Origin of the sequence: Frankia nepalensis (genome assembly GCF_016786325.1) — a bacterium.
Taxonomy (GTDB): Bacteria; Actinomycetota; Actinomycetes; order Frankiales; family Frankiaceae; genus Pseudofrankia; species Pseudofrankia nepalensis.
The window spans coordinates 45492-61918 of record NZ_JADWYU010000086.1 but is presented as its reverse complement, the minus strand read 5'-3'; the positions used below and the strand labels follow the sequence as shown (position 1 = coordinate 61918).

Genomic DNA, 16427 nt, shown 5'->3' with positions numbered 1-16427 from the left:
GCGCGGCGCCGCGCCGCGCGGCTACGCGAACAGCGCGAGCCGCGGGGTCCCGCCCCCGCCGTCGTCAGGCGGGCTGGCCAAGGTCAGGGAATGCCGGCGGATCTCGGAGGTCAGGGCCTCCTTGCGAGACCAGGCATGTTCGGCCAGCAGCCGTACGATTTCCCTTTCGATCTCATCGTCGGACGTCGGCTCCGGAAATCGAGCCAACCAGCGGTCCCAGTCGACGTCCTCGCGATCGCGCATGCCAGCATCATCGGTAGTGGTTGACGCATGGTTACGAACACCCCGGGGCTACGGCTGAGAGTAGTTGTGGCGCTGCGCACGATGACATTCATGCGCCCCTGTTTGTCCGGCCTGGTCCGCTCTGTCGGCCGCTCGTCAAACCGGGTGGACTGGCCTCCGCGCCCCGCCGCCCACTCGTAAAAATGTGATGAAGACCACACAGTGTGCTGGTCCCCGTCGCTCGGCGCTGGCCGGCGCGCAATCCTGAACCATGCCGGATCGGGCGCGCGCCAGCGAACCTCGCGCGGTTGACGTGAGCGAGACCAGCGCGCCCTCGCGTGATCTTCAGCTGCTCGCGGGCCTGGTGCGCCGGGGCGCGGTCCCACGCGCCGGTTCCCCAGGCATCCGGCGATCACGGTGAGCGCTGGAGCCCGGGCGCCACGAGATCCGAGCCAGGATCACTCCAGCGTTCCGACCTGGGCGGCCGGGCCGCCGTCGCCGCCCGCGGACGATGATGGCGCCGCGTATGTCCTCGTCGGGGTGGGCCCGGACGCGGAGCCGGTCCTGCGGGAATGGCGCGCCGGGCTGGCGCCGGGCACCCCCGTGCGCCTGCTGCGCGCGGCCGACGGTGGCGAGGCGGCGGGGCTGCTCGCGGCGGCCCTGACCGACGCGCGGGTCGGCGTGCGGGTGCGGGTCGCTGGCCCCGTCGGCGCCTGCCTGGCGCTGCGCGCCGCGGCGCTGGCGGCCGGTCTCGAGGACGACGAGCTGTATGTCGCCCCGGCCGGCGCGGGCCCCGTCGAGGTGGCCTGCGTCCACTGCGGCGCCGTGGTGACGGCCGGCGCGGCGGCCGGTGACGCGGCGGCCGGCGACGTGCTGGCCGGTGCCATGGTGGGGTGCCCGGGCTGCGGGTACGGACTGCTGGTCGAGCGGCACGTGTCGCGCCGAACCGGCCGGTTCCTGGGCGTGCGGGCCGCGGCCGTCGCTCCTGTGGCTGGTCCCGCCGTCCCCGGTACCGCCGCCGCGGGCGCGGCCCCGTGACGGCGGGCGCCCGGCTCGATCTCGTCGTCACCGCGGCCACCGAGCCCGTTCCCGGGGTCCGCTGTCTCCGGCTGGCCGCCGCCGGCGGGGGAGAGCTGCCCGGGTTCGTGCCTGGCAGCCACCTCGTGGTGGACTGCGGTGGCCGGCCCAACGCCTACAGCCTCACCTCCGATGGCCTGGAGCCCACCGAGTACGCGATCTCGGTGCTCCTGGTCGAGGACGGCGCCGGCGGGTCCCGCTGGGCGCACGAGCGGCTCGACGTCGGCGCCCGGGTGAGCGCCCGGCCGCCGCGAAGCGCCTTCCCGCCGGTCGCCCGGGCGCGGCGCCACCTGCTGGTCGCCGGCGGCATCGGCGTCACCCCGGTCGTCTCCCACCTGCGGGCCGCGCGCCGGCGCGGCCAGGACGCGCGCGTCCTCTACCTGCACCGTGCCGGGCGCGGCGCGCACGCCGCCGACGTGCGGGAGCTGGCCGGCGACCGGGCCGAGCTGTTCACCGACCGGCGCGCGTTCACCGCCCGGCTCGACGAAGCGCTCGCCGACCAGCCGCTGGGCGCGCACCTGTATCTCTGCGGGCCGGCCGGGCTGACCGACCGCGTTCTCGCCGCCGCGGCCGCGAGGGGCTGGCCGGCGTCCCGGGTCCACACCGAGCGCTTCGGCCCGGACGCCCTCGGCCCGGGCGACCCGTTCACCGTCACCCTCACCCGCGTCGGGACGACGGTCGCGGTTCCCGCCGGCGGCAGCCTCCTGGAGGCGTTGGAGAGGGCGGGCGTGGACGTCCGGAGCCAGTGCCGGCGCGGCGTGTGCGGCGAGTGCCGCCTACCGGTCACCGGTGGGCAGCCGCTGCACCGCGACCTGTTCCTCTCCGAGGAGGCGAAGGCGGCGGGCGACAGCCTGATGCCCTGCGTCTCCCGAGCCGCTGGCCCCCACCTCGAGGTTCCCCTCTGATGGCCGGGACGGAGGCCCAACCGCGGCGCGGCTTCCCGTTCCCGTTCGGCGAGGACCGCTACCGCTACAGCACCAACGTCGAGCCCGCCCGCGTGCCCGTCAGCACCGCGGCGGGCCGGTGGGGGGCGACGGTCGTCGACGTCGACGGCGAGTACCGGCGCGAGCTCGCCGAACGCGCCCGGATCCTCGCCGCCGACCCCACCCGGCACGCGGCCGCGCCGCACCTGCGGGTCGCCGCGTGGGACGCCGTGCTGACCCTGCTGCGGGAGCTCGCCGCGAGCTACCCCGCCAGCATGCGCCTGAGCCGGCTCGGCGCCGGCCGCTGGCGGTGGGAGAACCGCCTGCTCGGCGTCGTGGCGGAGCCCGTCTACGGCGACGACGCGAGCCTGCCCGCCGAGCCGCTGCGCTGGGTCGCGAGCCAGCTCCAGGAGGACCTCGTCCTGCTCGACGAGCGGGCGGGCCAGCTCTGGGTCGAGGCGGGCGTGGTGACCTTCGCCGCCGGCTGGAGCTTCGGCTTCGACCTGGGAATGAGCTTCCTGGAGATCCACGGTCCGGTGCCGTCGTCGGTCCATCGGGAGGGCGTGTTCACCCGGGCGCAGGAGTTCATCAGGCGGCTCCAGCCGCACGAGCCCTACCGGCGGACCAACTGGGGGATGACGGTGGGCCGCCGCCTCGACACCTCGCTCGAGCGCTACCCGGAGTGGGCGCCCGAGCGGGCACGGATCCTGACCGTCGACGACGCGGCCTTCGGCCGGCTGCTCCACCTGCGCGTCGAGGTCCAGCACCTGTTGCGGCTGCCGGACTCCGGCGCGGTGCTGTTCCTCATCCGCACCTACCTGCTGCCGCTCGAGGCGCTCGCCGCGGTCGAGCCGTGGCGCCGGCGCACCGCCGAGGTCCTCGCCACCCTGCCCGCCGAGATCGCCGAGTACAAGGGCCTCGCCCCGTTCCGTGGCCGCGCGGTCGCCTGGCTGCGGGCCGCGCGGCCGGGAACGGGCGACCCGCGTTAGCCGGCGACGCGCGTTGGCGGGCGACAGGCGCTAACTCGTCGCCTCCGCCGGGGTGGTGGACGCGGCGTGGTCGGCGATGGCCTTGCCGATCGCGGCGGCGGTCTGGTTGCGCCACGTCTCCGACTTGCCGAACTGCCAGTTCTCCGATGCGAGCGGCGCCGCCGAGGCGCCGGTGAAGTGCGGCATCACCTCGCGGGCGAACAGCTCGTAGCTGTGCTTCGTCGCCTCCGGGTTGGCGAAGTCGGCGGCGAGCAGCAGGTAGGCGCCGAACCCGCCGGACTGCTGCCAGAGCCGCTCGATCTGCGCGATCGCCATGTCCGGCGTGCCGCAGATGAACGAACCGGACGCGTTGCCCGCGTCGATGCGGTCCTGGAGCGGGGTCGACGTGTCGAGCGACACCGGCAGAACCTTCGACTGGTAGTTCTGCACGTCGCTGAGCCCGTAGGCGACGTCCTTGGCGGCCTGTTCCATGGTGTCGGCCAGGTGCATCATGCCCATCAGCCGCCAGCCGCGCCGGTCCATCGTCTGGCCGTGCCGCGCGGCCACGTCGTTCGCGACCTCCCAGTGCGAGCCCAGCACGTCGAACCCGCCGGCCTGGCTCGCCGCGATCGAGAGCAGGCCCGCGCCGAAGCGCCCGGCGGTGCGCGGCCCGGCGGGGGAGAAGGTGGCGGCCACGGCGATCTCCGGCCTGGGCCAGGTGAAGGGCGACAGTTGCAGCACCGCGTCGCGCAGCGTGAACCAGTCCGTCTGCCGGGTCACCGGCTCCTGACCGGCCAGCAGGGCGACGACCGCCTCCAGCGACTCCTCCATCATCTCCCGCTGCCGGTTCGTGTCGATGCCCAGCATGTGCGCGTCGGAGGCCAGCTGGCCGGGGCCCACACCGAGCATCACCCGGCCCCGGGTCAGGTGGTCGAGCAGCACGATCCGGTCGGCGACGTGCAGCGGGTGGTGGTAGGGCAGCGAGATCACCCCCGTCCCGAGCCGGATCCGCCGGGTGCGCGCGGCGGCGTTCGCGATGAACACCTCCGGCGATGAGATGATCTCCCAGCCGCCCGAGTGGTGCTCACCGATCCAGGCCTCGTCGAAACCGAGCCGGTCGAGATGCTCGAGGAGGCTCAGGTCCTGTTCGAGCAGGAGGGTCGGGTTGCGCCCGGCGCGGTGGAACGGCGCCAGGAAGATGCCGAACCGCAACGGCCAGCGCCGCCCGGCCGCGACCTGGTTCGTGATCGTGCGCGACAACGACAAGACGAGCCTCCGGCGGCGAGATACCAGCAAGGAAGAGAACGGCGAGATACCAGCAAGGAAGAGGCAGCGGGGAAGGAGAGCAAGGAAGGGGGAAGAAGCGGCGCGGGAGTCAGGGGACGAACGGGCCGCGCCCCATCTGGTCGCGGACGGTCACGACGGTCGGGTTGGTCAGGGCCCGGCGCTGCCAGTTCGCGCCGTCGACGACCAGCGTGTGCCCCGAGATGAACCGGGCATAGGGGGAGGCCAGGAACGTCGCCGCCCAGCCCAGCTCCCGAAGCCGGCCGACCCGCATCGCCGGCTGGGCGCCGTCCTTGTCGTGAGTGCGGGCGAGGTTGGCCTGAATGTCGGCCGTCATGTCCTCATGCGGGAACAGGCCCGGGACCAGCCCGTTCACCTGGACCCCATACGGGCCCCACTCGACGGCCAGCGTCTCGACCATGTTCTTCACGCCGGCTTTCGCCGCCGCCGAATGCGCGAAGCCGGGCCCACCGGTCCAGGCGTAGGACGCGCCCACGTTGATGATCGACCCGGGCTTCCCGGCGGCGATCAGCCGGCGGGCGAGCTCCCGCGCGCAGAAGTACGTTCCGTTGAGGGTGATGTCGACGACCGTGCGCCAGGCGTTCGGCGACATGTCCTCCGCCGGCACCGGGAAGTTGGCGGCCGCGTTGTTGACGAGCACTCCTGGGAGGCCGAACTCCGCTTCCGCGGTGTCGAACAGGGCGGCGACCTGCTCGGGGTCGCGGATGTCGCAGCGGGCGGTGAGTACCGGCACGCCCAACTTCTCGATGGCCTCGCGGCCAGCGTCGAGATGTTCGGGCTTGCGGCTTCCGATGACGATCGCCGCGCCGAGCCTGGCGAACTCGGTGGCGATCGCCCGTCCAAGCCCGGTCCCGCCGCCGGTGACGACGACCGCGACCCCGTCGAACGTGCCGGCCGGTAACGCGCTGGCCCCGGCGGCTGGGGGATCGGGTAGCCCGATGATGCCGTCGCCGGCGGACCCGGTGGTGTGCGCAGTCGTCAAGGCTCAGCTCCCCGTGTATCGGGGCGCGCGGCTCTCGGCCCGCGCCGCCCGCATCTCCGCCAGGTCGTCCGACCTGCTGATGAACGTCTGGAAGACGAGTTCGTCGGCCATCGACGAGCGCAGCGTCGGCTCCGACAGGTGCCGGATCACGCGGCGCGCCATGTTCACGGTGACCTTCGGCGCGGCGGCGATCTTCTCGGCCATCTCGCGCACCGTCGTGTCCAGGTCCTCGGCCGGGACGACCCGGGAGACGACCCCGTGCGCGAGTGCCTCGTCGGCGCCCATCGCCCGCCCGGTGAGCACGAGGTCGCTGGCCACGCCGTGTCCGCACATCTGGTAGAGCCGGCCGATGCCGCCGGTGTCCGGGATGACGCCGTGGCCGAGCTCGGGCAACATCATCCGGGCCCCCGCGGCGGCCACCCGGATGTCGCAGATCAGGGCGCGCTGAAACGAGGCCCCGATCGACCAGCCCTTCATCGCGACGAGGATCGGCGCCTCGATGTCGAGGATCCGCAGGATGCCGCGGTGGCCGCGCTTCATCAGCTCGTGATGGCTGAGCTCGACCGCCTGGCCGCCGATGGCCGCGACGTCCCGGCCCGATGAGAACGACTTTCCCTCTGCCCGCCAGATCACGGCCCGCAGGTCGCGCCTGGCCGCGAGCTCGTCGAGGATCTCGAACAACGCCAGGTCCATCGCGTCATCGAAGGCGTTGTGCTTGTCCGGGTTGTTGTTCGTGATCGTCGCGATTGGCCCGTCGAACTCCAGCCGCACTCGGTCGTCAGCCATACCCACACGCCCTTCTGGCCTGTCAGAGGGCCCTACTGAAACGCGATTTCACTGAAACACGGTTCTACCTGGAGTCCGGTCCCGGCCGCAACCGTCCGCCGGCGGGCCCGTGGCTCGGCGGGCGCGCGCCACGGTCCCGCCTCCGCGGGCGGCCGGCGCGTGCCGGGTAGGCGCCAGCTCGGGGGTTCGGCGGTGCGTTGGATCGGCGCAGATCTTGTTTGTGAAGGCCAGGCCCGGCCGCGCGGTGATCGCCCGATGCCTGGGAGACCGCGGCAACGCCGCGTCGCGGCGGCCATGTCCACGAGCAAATGACGATCAAGGGGTGGCGCGCCGAGCCTGGGCTCCACAAGATCTGCGCCAGGACCGGTGCGCCGGCCCGCCGGCGCCGACGCGCCGGCACGTGACGCGGTCCCGGCGGCGGGCCGTGCTCTGGGGGAGGGTCTGGCGGTCGCGCCCGCGGGCGGGTGCGCGCGGCAGTGGCCGGCACGGCGGTGGGCGGCACGCGGTGGCGCCGCCCGAGGTGGTGATGGCGAGGTGGTCGCCCGATGAAGACCAGTCGGCTGGAGGCGTTCAGCGACGGCGTCCTGGCCATCATCATCACGATCATGGTCCTGGAGCTGGACACCCCCGAGGGCCACGACTTCGAATCCCTGTGGCGCACCACCGGCCACGGGCTGCTGACCTATCTCCTCAGCTTCGTCTATGTGGGGATCTACTGGTCCAACCACCATCACATGTTCCAGCTGGCGGACCGGGTCACCGGCGGCGTGCTGTGGGCGAACCTGAGCCTGCTGTTCGTCCTGTCGCTGTTCCCCTTCACGACCTCCTGGATGGAGGAGTCCGACTTCGCCCACACCCCGGTCGTCGTCTACGGCCTGAACCTGATGGGCGCGGCGGTCGCCTACTTCGTCCTCCAGCAGACGATCATCCGTGGTCAGGGCGTGGACTCGCGGCTGCGGCGGGCCATCGGCCGGGACCTCAAGGGCAGGATCTCGCCGCCGCTGTACCTCACCGGCATCCTGTGCGCGCAGTTCGTCGACCCGCATGGGCGCGCGGGCGTCGTGATCGCCCTCGCCTGTTACGTCGCCGGCGCGCTGATGTGGGTCGTGCCCGACCGCCGCATCGACCGCGCCGTCCGCGAGCTCGGCTCCCCTGACTGACCGCCGGGAACGTGCCGGCGCGGCGCCCGCTGGTCGAGTCGCGTCATGGCCTGTCGGGGTGTGGCCCATGATCCCAGCGGTGGTGGTGGCGAACCTGGTGGATCCAGGCACCACAGCTCATGCGTCGGTGCCGAAGCCCCACCACATCCCATGGTCGGATGAGGCTGACTCGATCACCATGGGGCTGGGCGCCGCCCGGGTTGGACCGCGGCGACCGACGCGGGGCGAAGGCCGGGTGCTCAGGGGCCGGGGCTGGTCTCGCGGTTGGAGCCGAGGCGGACGCGGCGGTGTGGGGATTCCGGCGGTGTGGGGACCGGCCGCGGGGCCGGTGGCCGATGATGGCGGGTGGGCAGTGTTGGCGGGTGGGCGGTGCTGGCGGGGCGGCCGGCGCGTGCCGGGACGCCGGCCGAGGAGGTGCGGGGTGGCGACGACGGCGACGCGCGCTGTCGCGGTGGACCTGCTGCCGCATCTGCGGCGGGCTCGGGACCACATCGACCGCCACTACCGGGAGCCGCTCGACCTCGACGTGCTGTCGCGGGTCGCGGGCGTGTCGAAGTACCACCTGGTGCGCAGCTTCGAGGCGTCCTACGGCGAGACCCCGATCCGCTACCTGACGCGGCGCCGGATCGAACGGGCCCAGGACCTGCTGCGGCACGCCAACCTGACGGTCACCGAGGTGTGCATGCTGGTCGGCTTCGCCAGCCTCGGCTCGTTCTCGGCCCGGTTCACCCAGCTCGTCGGCGAGACTCCCACCGCCTACCGGGACCGGTGGGCGGCCCGCGGCGGCCCGCATGTCCCGGGGTGCTACTTGTTCATGCGCGGCCCGGTCGACCTTCGGTGTACCGCCGATCCCCGCGCGCCGCGGGCGGCCGCCCCGGCGCCGGAGCCCGGCGGCCCGGCGTAGGCGACCCGCCGACCCGCCACCCGCCGGCGCGCCGACCCGCCGACCCGCCACCCGCCGGCGCGCCGACCCGCCACCCGCCGACGCGCCGACGGCTGTTCCCGTGTCGGACGTCCGGGCATGCGACATGCGCAATCTCGGAGAAGCCCACCGCGCGCGACCTGGCCTAGGCTGACTTCATGATCACGAATGTCTCGCTTGTCACCGTCTACTGCCTCGACCAGGACAAGGCGAAGGACTTCTATGTCGACGTTCTGGGCTTTGTACCGCGCGTCGACATTGCCATGGGCGAGGGCTTCCGCTGGGTCACCATCGGGCATCCGAGCCAGCCGGAGCTGGAGATCACTCTGATGGTTCCTGGGCCGCCGCTGGACCCCGAGACCGCCGACTTCTACCGCCGGCAGCTAGGCAAAGGCCAGATGGGCGGGCTTGGGCTGAGCGTCGACGACTGCCGCAAGACCTACGAGGAGCTGAGCGCCAAGGGCGTCGAGTTCCTGCAGGAGCCGTCCGACCGCCCGTACGGTGTCGAGGCCGTCATGCGCGATAACTCCGGTAGCTGGCTGGTTCTTGTCGAACCCAAAAAGTTCACCCCGGCGGACTTCGCCTGAGGACCGGCCGGGGGAGGCGCGCACGGTTGCTCCCGCGCCTCCCCCGGCTCAGACGCCCGCGGTCGCGAGGCCCTCGGGCGCCGGATCGCCGGTTGCCGGGCCCAAACCCGGGGCCGAGGGCGGCTCCTGCCCGGGGCCGGCGGGCGCGAGGGCGGGCCCCTCCGGGGTGTGATCCTCGGTCCCGGCGGTCCTGGCCGTCTGGCCGCTCCCAACCGCGGCGTCCCGGGGCTCGCCGGACTTCACGATGATGACGCCGGCCAGGATCAGCAGGCCGCCGACGAGCTGGACGGGCCGGGGGAGCTCGGCGAGCAGCGCCCAGGCGAAGCCGAGCGCGGCGACCACCTCGAAGAGGGCGACGAACGACGCGAGGCGCGGCCCGAGCCGCCGGCTCGCGGCGATCCCGGCGCAGTAGGCCAGCGCGCAGGCGACCAGACCGAGCAGCGCCACCGGCAGCCACCATGGCACCGACGTGCCGCGATACGTCACGGGCGCGGTCGACATCTCCATCGGCACGATCCCGATCGCGCCCGCCACCACCAGCGTGACCGCGCCGACGACCAGCCCGCCCGCGGCCAGCACGATCGGCGGCAGCCCGGTGTCGTCGGCGGCGGACAGCACGAAGTAGATCGCCGCGCCCACCATCGCCGTCAGCGCCCACGCCACCCCGACGGGGCCCACCCGCGTGCCGCCGAGCAGGTCCAGGACGCCGACCAGGCCGATCGCGGCGAGCGCCGCCCCGCCGACGGTGCGTCGCCCGGGGCGCTGCCCGTGCCGTGCCCACAGCCACAGCACCACCAGAACCGGCGCGGTGTACTCGATGAGCAGCGCGGGGCCGACCGCCATGTGGTCGACCGCGTTGAAGTAGCAGAGCTGGCAGCCGGCGACGGCAACCAGCCCGTACGCCGTGAGCAGCCCGGCGTTGCGCCGTAGCAGCCACCACCGCCCGCGCAGCGCGACCAGCGCCGGCACCAGCAGCACGAGCGCCGCGCTCGTGATCCGCGCGGTGACCGCGGCTCCGGCCGTCCAGCCGGCGTCGAGCAGCCCGCGGGCGAGGGCCCCCGACGTTCCGAACGAGGCGGCCGACACCAGCGCCAGCAGGATCCCGGCGGCCGCGCCCCGCGCGGGCGCGGCCGACTGCGCGGCCGCCGGCCCTGCCGCTACCGGCCCCGCCGCGGCCGACGGTGCCGCCGCTGAGGACGCCGGCGCGGGCGCGACCTGGCTGTCATACGTCATCGACCCCATGACCAATGACAGTAGGGACGAGATGCGTAATATGTCAACGTGTTGTTCACTCATGACACCGAGCAGTCGCTGCTCGCGGCCGCCTGGCTGGTCAACTCGGCCGAGCCGCCGGACACCCTCGAGACGATCGACCAGCTCGACGACTTCTTCGACGAGTTCCGCTACACCGGCCGCCGTGACGAGGACGAGGCGGAGCTCGCCGCGGTCCGGGCGCTGCGGCCTTCCCTGCGCCGCCTGCTCACCAGCGACCGCGACGCCGCCGCCGAGCTGACCAACCGGCTGCTCGCCGACGCGCGCGCGGTGCCCCGCCTGGTCCGGCACGCCGGGTTCGACTGGCACATCCACGCCGTCCCGCCAGACGCGCCGTTCGCCACGAGGATCATGGCGGAGACGGCCATGGCGATGGTCGACCTGATCCGCCTCGACGAGCTGTCCCGGCTGTCCGTCTGCGCGGCCGACACCTGCGAGGGCCTCGTCGTCGACCTGTCCCGCAACCGCTCCCGCCGGTTCTGCAGCACCACGTGCGGCAACCGCGAGGCCGTCGCCGCCTACCGCGCCCGCCGCTCGGGCCGGGTCCCGGCCGACCCGTAGTGCCGTCGGCGCCCGGCGTGCCGGGCCGAGAAGGCCATCACCGTCGATGCGCCGCGCGCGGGCCGCGCCGGCTGGAAGGTCGTGCCGTATGTCCAGGCGAGGCTGGGCGCTGTTCGCCGCGATGAGCCTGATCTGGGGGATTCCCTACCTGCTGATCAAGGTGGCGGTGGACGAGGTGTCGGGACCGGTGATCGTGCTCGCGCGCACCGTCGTGGGGGCGCTGGTGCTGCTGCCGATCGCCCTGCGCGACCGGCCAGGGCTCGCCCAGGTGCGCCGGCACTGGAGGCCGATCCTCGCGTTCGCCACGATCGAGATCCTCGGCCCGTGGATTCTGCTCTCGGACGCCGAACGGCACCTGTCCAGCTCGCTGACCGGCCTGCTCGTCGCGGCCGTTCCGGTCATCGCGATCGTCTCGACCCGGCTCACCGGCGGCGCCGAGCGCATCACGGCGGCCCGCGGGCTCGGCCTCGCGGTCGGGACCGGCGGGGTCGCGGTGCTCGCGGTTCCCGGCATCGACGGCTTCGGCGCCTGGCCGGTCCTCGAGGTTCTCGCCGTCGCGGTCTGCTACGCGGTCGCCCCCCTGATCGTCACCCGCCGGCTCGGCGACGTGCCGTCGCTACCGATGACCGCCGCCTGCCTCGCGTTCGCCGCCGTCGTCTACACGGGCCCCGCGGCCGTGACGTGGCCGAGCACTGTCCCGAGCGCCCGGGTTCTGGGCGCGCTCATCACCCTCGGCCTGGTCTGCACGGCGCTGGCTTTCGTCCTGTTCTTCGCGCTGATCCGCGAGGTCGGCAACGCCCGTGCGACGGTCATCACCTTCGTCAACCCGGCGGTCGCCATCGCCGCCGGAGCGGTCTTCCTCAGCGAGCCGCTGACCTGGTTCATCGGCGTCGGGTTCGCGCTGATCCTCGCGGGCTCGGTCCTGGCCACGAGTTCCCCGCGCCCGGCCGCGACCGAGCCGTCCCTGACCGTCCCGTCTGTCCTGTCGGCCGCGCCGGTTCCGGCGACGTCGGTCCCGACGACGCCTGTCACGCCGCCCGGCCGCCGGGCGGGCGCGCGCGGCTGGGCCATGTCACGCCACAGGCCCGCCCGGTAGCTGGCAGGCCGGCGGCCGGGCTGGTGCCCGGCGCCCGGGCCCCGGGGACTGGGAGGCGTGCCCGGCCGCGCCGGGATCAAGATCAGCACGCTGTTACGCTGGCGTCGTGACGCCGGAGGAGCTCGCGAACCTCGCGCACCTGCGCCGCGCCCGCGACCTGATGGACCGCGAGTACGCGCGCCCGCTCGACGTCGCCACGCTCGCCCGGGCCGCGCTGATGTCGACCGCGCACTTCTCGCGGCAGTTCCGCGCGACCTACGGGGAGACCCCCTACTCCTACCTGATGACCCGGCGCATCGAGCGGGCGAAGGCGCTGCTGCGCCGCGGCGACATGTCGGTCACCGAGGTCTGCATGGCGGTCGGGTGTACCTCGCTCGGCTCGTTCAGCGCGCGCTTCACCCAGCTGGTGGGCGAGACGCCGACGGCCTACCGGGCCCATGACCACAGCGCGCTCGCGAGCGTGCCGGGCTGCGTCGCCAAGGACCTCACCCGCCCGAGCCGCGCGCCGAGCAGGAACGGAGAAGCGCACCCGGCACCGGCTCCCTAACGTTGTGGACATGGATCTCACCCTCGCCCGCTGCTTCGTCCAGGTGCACGACCCCGACCTCGCGCTGGCCTTCTACCGCGACGCGCTCGGCCTCGAGCTGCGCAACGACGTCGCCCGCGAGAGCTTCCGCTGGATCACCGTCGGCGCCGCGTCCCAGCCCGGTGTCGAGATCGTCCTCACGAACTACCTGGCCGGCAGCCCCGCCGACGGTGAAGCGATCACCGCTCTCGTCGCCAAGGGAGCCATGAACGGCGTGCACTTCCACTCGGACGACCTCACCGCCACCTTCGAGAAGGCGCGTGCCTGGGGCGCCGAGGTCGTGCAGGAGCCGACCTCCCAGCCGTGGGGCGCGCGGGACTGCGCCATGCGGGACCCCTCCGGCAACCTGGTGCGCATCGACCAGGCGCCCGCCGCGGGATCCTGACGGAGCCGGGACCTACTCTGGGCCCATGTGCCGCAACATCACGGAGCTGCGTGGCCTGGAGCCGCCGGCGACCGATGACGAGATCGAGGCCGCCGCGCTCCAGTTCATCCGCAAGGTGAGCGGGCTGCGCCAGCCGCCGCCGGCCGCGACGGAGGCGTTCGACGCCGCCGTCGCGGACGTGGCGGTCATCGTCCACCGCCTGCTGGACGGGCTGCCGGCCCGCCGCCAGCCGCCGGCGACCGTCCCGCCGCTGCGCCGTCCCGAGGTCCGTGCCCGCCTCGGCGGATGAGCCCCGCCCGACGGTCTGACGGCCTCCGACGGTCTGATGGACCGTCAAGTCCATAAAAAGCTAGCCTGAACGCATGGCGCTCACCGCGAAGGGGCTGGCGACCCGCCAGCGCATCATCGAGGGCGCCGCGCTGCACCTGCGGGGCGACGACCCCGGCGAGGTGACCCTCGACGACATCCGCGCCATCACGGGCACGAGCAAGAGCCAGATCTTCCACTACTTCCCGGGCGGCAAGGAGGAACTGCTGCTCGCGGTGGCGCGGTACGAGTCCGATCGTGTCCTCGACGACCAGCAGCCGCACCTGGGCGCCCTGACCTCGTGGGCGGCCTGGCGACGCTGGCGGGACGCCGTCGTGGCCCGCTACCGGGCCCAGGGGCGCAACTGCCCGCTCGGGTCGTTGATGAGCCAGGTCCGGAGCACGCCGGGCGCGGCCGAGGTCGTCGGCGCCCTGCTCGCGAACTGGCGGGCCCAGATCCGGCGCGGGATCGAGCAGATGCAGGCGGCCGGCGAGATCCGCCAGGGCCTCGATGCCGACCGCGCGGCCGCGGCGTTCGTCGCCGGCATCCAGGGCGGGGTCCAGGTGCTGCGCTCCACCGGGCGCACCGGGCACCTGGAGGCGACGCTGGACGTGCTGATCGACCATCTGCGCGGCGTCTGATACAAGATCCTTTGGACTTGCGGGTCCAAAAATATCGCCATACCTTCGCTGGCATGTCACGGCGACTCGAACACAGGACAGCTCTCATCACCGGGTCCACCAGCAACATCGGCCGGTCCATCGCCGTCGCCTTCGCCGGCGAAGGAGCGCGCGTCATCGTCTCCGGGCGGGATGACACCCGTGGCGCGGCGGTGGTCGCCCGGATCCGCGACGCGGGCGGCACCGCCGACTATGTGCACGCCAACCTCGACGGCACGGCGAGCGCCAGCCGCGCGCTCGCCGACGCGGCGAGCGACCTGCTGGGCGGGCGTATCGACATCCTGGTCAACAACGCGGGCATCTTCCCGCCGGCGACGACCCTGACCGCGGACGACGCCATGTTCGACCGGGTCTACGCAGTCAATGTCAAGGCGCCGTTCTTTCTCACCCAGGCCGTCGCACCGCGGATGGTCGACGCGGGCGGCGGCATCATCATCAATCTCGGTTCCTGGGTGGCCCGGCTCAGCGTTCCCGTCGGCGCCCTCTACGCATCGACCAAGGGCGCGATGGAGACGCTCACCCGAGCCTGGGCCGCCGAGTTCGGACCCCAGGGGGTGCGGGTCAACGCCGTTTCTCCGGGTGTCATCGCCAATCCCGACCGGGATCCCGCCGTCGAGCACCCCGCCGACGCGCTGATGCGGGGCACACCCGCCGGGTGGTCCGGTCACCCCGACGCCATCGCCGCGGCGGCGGTCTACCTCGCCTCCGATGACGCCGCCTTCGTCCATGGAGCGGTCGTCGACGTCGATGGCGGCCGCGTCGGCGTCGCTGTGATCGCCCAGCCCGCCTCCTTCCGCGGCTAGCTTCCACGCCTCTCAGCCGGGCGCGGTGAAGAGGTCGAGGAAGGCGGACCCCGGCGTCGCGGCGGGGTCGTTGAAGTACTCGCGGCCGCCGAGCACGGCGAACAGGGGGACCGGGAGACGGACGGCATAGCGGCGCAGGCGGGCTGGAGCCCGGGGGCCGGCCAGCTGGGAGGCGTGCGCGGCGAGCGCCGCGCGCTTCTGGCGCGCGTAGCGGCGGACGTCGACCCGGTAGGCGATCTCACGGCGAGGAGTGAACATCGGAGGATGCGGCTCGGTCGGCTCCCCGACCGGACGGCGGGGACCCCTCGGCCGCGGCAGCGCGCCGAGCCGGCCGACGCGGACCAGCCGCTCGACGGTCTCGCGGGGAAGCGTGGCCTCCAGCACGCGGACGCCACCGGCCAGCTCGGCCGCGCGGGCGCCGACCTCGTGCACCCGCACGTGGTCGCGATGCCCGTACCCGCCGCGCGCGTCGTAGCTGAGCAGGACCGACGCGTTCTCGGCGCGCAGCAGGTCCGCGAGTCTTCCCGCCGCCTCGTCGAGGTCGGCGCGCGCGAACCGCTGGCGGTCCGCGGGGTCCGGGTAGAACGACGACCCGTGCCCGCTGTCCGCGTAGCCGAGACACTCGACCCGGGCGGCGCCCAGTGCCGCCGCGCTTGCCCGCAGCTCGGCCAGGCGGACGCCGGCCTCGGGATCGGCACCGTCGCCCAGGTGCCCATCGGTGGCGACGACGATCACCACCCGATGCCCGGCCGCGGCGAGCAACGCCAGCGTTCCCCCACTCCACAGCGCCTCGTCATCCGGATGCGCGTGCAGTGCCACCACCGAGCCCACAGCCGGGATCGTGCCAGATCGGCCGTGCCGGCCCGCGGCCCAGGGCGTCGCCTCAGGGCTTGCGCGCGACCGCGGCCCAGATGGGAACGAGGGCGGTGTCGGCGCCGGGGTCGGGGCGCCAGCGCGAGACGGTCACGAGGCCGGGCTCGACAGGCTCGAGACCGGCCAGCAGGCGCGCGACCTCGTCGTTCGTCCGGCAGGCGATCGGCACGGGGCTGCTCGTGCTCGCCTCGTCCATGCTCCGGGTGGTCGTTGGGCTGATGTCCGCCGCCATGTGGGACAGCGAGAGATAGCTGCCGGCCGGGACGGCGTCCACCAGGGTCCGGATGATCTGGCCCGGGTCGTCGGTGTCCAGCAGGAAGTGCAGTACGCCGTGCAGCAGGACCGCGACCGGCCGGGAGAGGTCCAGCGTGTCCGCCGCCCCGTGGAGGATCTTCTCCGGGTCGCGCAGGTCGGCCTGCAGGTAGGCGGTGGCGCCCGCTCGAACGCTGGTCAGCAGCGCCCGGGCGTGGACGAGCACCAGCGGGTCGTTGTCGACGTAGACGATGCGGCTGTCGGGGGCGAGGCGCTGCGCGACCTCATGGGTGTTGTCCGAGGCCGGCAGGCCCGTGCCGATGTCGAGGAACTGGCGGACGCCCGCCTCACCGGCCAGGAAGCTCACCGAGCGGCGCAGGAAGGCCCGGTTCGCGTGCGCGGTGCGCGGCATGGTCGGGTCCATGGCCAGCATCTGTTCGGCCAGGGCCCGGTCGACGGCGAAGTTGTTCTTGCCGCCGAGAAAGTAGTCGTAGATCCGGGCGGGGTGCGGGAGGTGGGTGTCTAACCCGGCCGGGGACTGCTCGTCGTCTGGCATGTCCACTCCGTCCCGTCCGCCGGTGCGCGGCAGACCAGGAGATCGTTGCAGAGTGCAAGCTGGCTGGCCACTGATCCAGGTAAGCCCGGTGTTCGTCCCGCCGGGTGCCGCCCGGGCGGCACCCG

At 73.5% G+C, this 16427-nt stretch carries 19 protein-coding genes and 1 pseudogene; 13 read left to right on the top strand and 7 right to left on the bottom strand.

Annotated elements, in window-relative coordinates; all coding sequences use genetic code 11:
- Nucleotides 1–21: 21 nt before the first annotated feature.
- A complete protein-coding gene (locus I6A81_RS05425) occupies nucleotides 22–243 on the bottom strand; it encodes a hypothetical protein (RefSeq protein ID WP_203002965.1) in 222 nt (73 codons plus the stop codon).
- A gap of 396 nt (nucleotides 244–639) precedes the next feature.
- Between I6A81_RS05425 and I6A81_RS45435 the strand changes: the two genes are divergently transcribed.
- The 3 genes and pseudogenes from I6A81_RS45435 to I6A81_RS05410 all read left to right on the top strand — a co-directional run.
- Nucleotides 640–1260, top strand: coding sequence for a dimethylamine monooxygenase subunit DmmA family protein (locus I6A81_RS45435; RefSeq protein ID WP_203002966.1), 621 nt, complete (start codon nucleotides 640–642; stop codon nucleotides 1258–1260).
- Nucleotides 1257–2204 carry a PDR/VanB family oxidoreductase gene (locus I6A81_RS45430; protein ID WP_203002967.1) on the top strand — a complete coding sequence of 316 codons (948 nt, stop codon included), beginning with the start codon at nucleotides 1257–1259 and terminating at the stop codon, nucleotides 2202–2204. Before I6A81_RS45435 ends, I6A81_RS45430 begins: the two co-directional genes overlap by 4 nt.
- Nucleotides 2204–3205, top strand: a pseudogene (locus tag I6A81_RS05410) (heme-dependent oxidative N-demethylase family protein); the annotation flags it as partial. The gene I6A81_RS45430 and the pseudogene I6A81_RS05410, both read left to right, overlap by 1 nt.
- Before the next feature lie 36 nt (nucleotides 3206–3241).
- Here the strand turns inward: I6A81_RS05410 and I6A81_RS05405 are convergent.
- The 3 genes from I6A81_RS05405 to I6A81_RS05395 form a co-directional block, all read right to left on the bottom strand.
- Entirely contained in the window at nucleotides 3242–4456 is a 1215-nt protein-coding gene (locus I6A81_RS05405; RefSeq protein ID WP_203002969.1) for an LLM class flavin-dependent oxidoreductase, read from the bottom strand.
- Between the two features lie 109 nt (nucleotides 4457–4565).
- A complete protein-coding gene (locus I6A81_RS05400; protein ID WP_203002970.1) occupies nucleotides 4566–5477 on the bottom strand; it encodes an SDR family oxidoreductase in 912 nt (303 codons plus the stop codon).
- Between the two features lie 3 nt (nucleotides 5478–5480).
- The gene (locus I6A81_RS05395) at nucleotides 5481–6263 is read right to left on the bottom strand and encodes an enoyl-CoA hydratase/isomerase family protein (protein ID WP_203002971.1); all 783 of its coding nucleotides are present in this window, start codon (nucleotides 6261–6263) and stop codon (nucleotides 5481–5483) included.
- 545 nt (nucleotides 6264–6808) lie between these two features.
- On the opposite strand from I6A81_RS05395, the gene I6A81_RS05390 reads away from it, so the two are divergent.
- The 3 genes from I6A81_RS05390 to I6A81_RS05380 all read left to right on the top strand — a co-directional run bounded on the left by I6A81_RS05390 (nucleotide 6809) and on the right by I6A81_RS05380 (nucleotide 8932).
- A complete protein-coding gene (locus tag I6A81_RS05390) occupies nucleotides 6809–7423 on the top strand; it encodes a TMEM175 family protein (protein WP_203002972.1) in 615 nt (204 codons plus the stop codon).
- A 421-nt stretch (nucleotides 7424–7844) separates the two neighbouring features.
- A complete protein-coding gene (locus tag I6A81_RS05385; RefSeq protein ID WP_203002973.1) occupies nucleotides 7845–8327 on the top strand; it encodes a helix-turn-helix transcriptional regulator in 483 nt (160 codons plus the stop codon).
- 176 nt (nucleotides 8328–8503) lie between these two features.
- A complete protein-coding gene (locus tag I6A81_RS05380; RefSeq protein WP_203002974.1) occupies nucleotides 8504–8932 on the top strand; it encodes a VOC family protein in 429 nt (142 codons plus the stop codon).
- 48 nt (nucleotides 8933–8980) lie between these two features.
- On the opposite strand, the gene I6A81_RS05375 is transcribed toward I6A81_RS05380, so the two are convergent.
- The gene (locus tag I6A81_RS05375; RefSeq protein ID WP_238429061.1) at nucleotides 8981–10174 is read right to left on the bottom strand and encodes an EamA family transporter; all 1194 of its coding nucleotides are present in this window, start codon (nucleotides 10172–10174) and stop codon (nucleotides 8981–8983) included.
- A 39-nt stretch (nucleotides 10175–10213) separates the two neighbouring features.
- On the opposite strand from I6A81_RS05375, the gene I6A81_RS05370 reads away from it, so the two are divergent.
- The 7 genes from I6A81_RS05370 (at nucleotide 10214) to I6A81_RS05340 (ending at nucleotide 14621) form a co-directional block, all read left to right on the top strand.
- Nucleotides 10214–10765 (top strand): CGNR zinc finger domain-containing protein, encoded by a 552-nt coding sequence (locus I6A81_RS05370; protein WP_203002975.1) that lies wholly within the window; start codon nucleotides 10214–10216, stop codon nucleotides 10763–10765.
- A gap of 88 nt (nucleotides 10766–10853) precedes the next feature.
- Nucleotides 10854–11861, top strand: coding sequence for a DMT family transporter (locus I6A81_RS05365; RefSeq protein WP_203002976.1), 1008 nt, complete (start codon nucleotides 10854–10856; stop codon nucleotides 11859–11861).
- 106 nt (nucleotides 11862–11967) lie between these two features.
- Complete coding sequence (locus I6A81_RS05360) at nucleotides 11968–12408, top strand: helix-turn-helix transcriptional regulator (RefSeq protein ID WP_203002977.1); 441 nt, start codon at nucleotides 11968–11970, stop codon at nucleotides 12406–12408.
- Between the two features lie 10 nt (nucleotides 12409–12418).
- Nucleotides 12419–12832, top strand: coding sequence for a VOC family protein (locus I6A81_RS05355; protein ID WP_203002978.1), 414 nt, complete (start codon nucleotides 12419–12421; stop codon nucleotides 12830–12832).
- Between the two features lie 25 nt (nucleotides 12833–12857).
- Entirely contained in the window at nucleotides 12858–13121 is a 264-nt protein-coding gene (locus I6A81_RS05350; protein ID WP_203002979.1) for a DUF2277 domain-containing protein, read from the top strand.
- Nucleotides 13122–13194: 73 nt separating this feature from the next.
- On the top strand, nucleotides 13195–13779 hold the full coding sequence (locus I6A81_RS05345; protein WP_203002980.1) for a TetR/AcrR family transcriptional regulator: 585 nt from the start codon (nucleotides 13195–13197) through the stop codon (nucleotides 13777–13779).
- 53 nt (nucleotides 13780–13832) lie between these two features.
- Nucleotides 13833–14621: an SDR family NAD(P)-dependent oxidoreductase gene (locus tag I6A81_RS05340; protein WP_203002981.1), complete on the top strand. Its 789-nt coding sequence runs from the start codon at nucleotides 13833–13835 to the stop codon at nucleotides 14619–14621.
- A gap of 12 nt (nucleotides 14622–14633) precedes the next feature.
- Here the strand turns inward: I6A81_RS05340 and I6A81_RS05335 are convergent, their stop codons facing one another.
- Together I6A81_RS05335 and I6A81_RS05330 are read right to left on the bottom strand one after the other, a co-directional pair.
- Complete coding sequence (locus I6A81_RS05335; protein WP_203002982.1) at nucleotides 14634–15452, bottom strand: PIG-L deacetylase family protein; 819 nt, start codon at nucleotides 15450–15452, stop codon at nucleotides 14634–14636.
- Between the two features lie 52 nt (nucleotides 15453–15504).
- Nucleotides 15505–16302, bottom strand: a complete 798-nt coding sequence (locus I6A81_RS05330; protein WP_203002983.1) for an SAM-dependent methyltransferase — start codon at nucleotides 16300–16302, stop codon at nucleotides 15505–15507.
- Nucleotides 16303–16427 lie beyond the last annotated feature (125 nt).

Excerpts from the sequence above, each read along its gene's own strand:
- I6A81_RS05350 (WP_203002979.1), top strand. The coding sequence starts at position 12,858 with ATGTGCCGCAACATCACGGAGCTGCGTGGCCTGGAGCCGCCGGCGACC.
- I6A81_RS05375 (WP_238429061.1), bottom strand. The coding sequence starts at position 10,174 with ATGGGGTCGATGACGTATGACAGCCAGGTCGCGCCCGCGCCGGCGTCC.
- I6A81_RS05395 (WP_203002971.1), bottom strand. The coding sequence starts at position 6,263 with ATGGCTGACGACCGAGTGCGGCTGGAGTTCGACGGGCCAATCGCGACG.
- I6A81_RS05340 (WP_203002981.1), top strand. The coding sequence starts at position 13,833 with ATGTCACGGCGACTCGAACACAGGACAGCTCTCATCACCGGGTCCACC.
- I6A81_RS05330 (WP_203002983.1), bottom strand. The coding sequence starts at position 16,302 with ATGCCAGACGACGAGCAGTCCCCGGCCGGGTTAGACACCCACCTCCCG.
- I6A81_RS05365 (WP_203002976.1), top strand. The coding sequence starts at position 10,854 with ATGTCCAGGCGAGGCTGGGCGCTGTTCGCCGCGATGAGCCTGATCTGG.
- I6A81_RS05355 (WP_203002978.1), top strand. The coding sequence starts at position 12,419 with ATGGATCTCACCCTCGCCCGCTGCTTCGTCCAGGTGCACGACCCCGAC.
- I6A81_RS05390 (WP_203002972.1), top strand. The coding sequence starts at position 6,809 with ATGAAGACCAGTCGGCTGGAGGCGTTCAGCGACGGCGTCCTGGCCATC.
- I6A81_RS05425 (WP_203002965.1), bottom strand. The coding sequence starts at position 243 with ATGCGCGATCGCGAGGACGTCGACTGGGACCGCTGGTTGGCTCGATTT.
- I6A81_RS05380 (WP_203002974.1), top strand. The coding sequence starts at position 8,504 with ATGATCACGAATGTCTCGCTTGTCACCGTCTACTGCCTCGACCAGGAC.
- I6A81_RS05345 (WP_203002980.1), top strand. The coding sequence starts at position 13,195 with ATGGCGCTCACCGCGAAGGGGCTGGCGACCCGCCAGCGCATCATCGAG.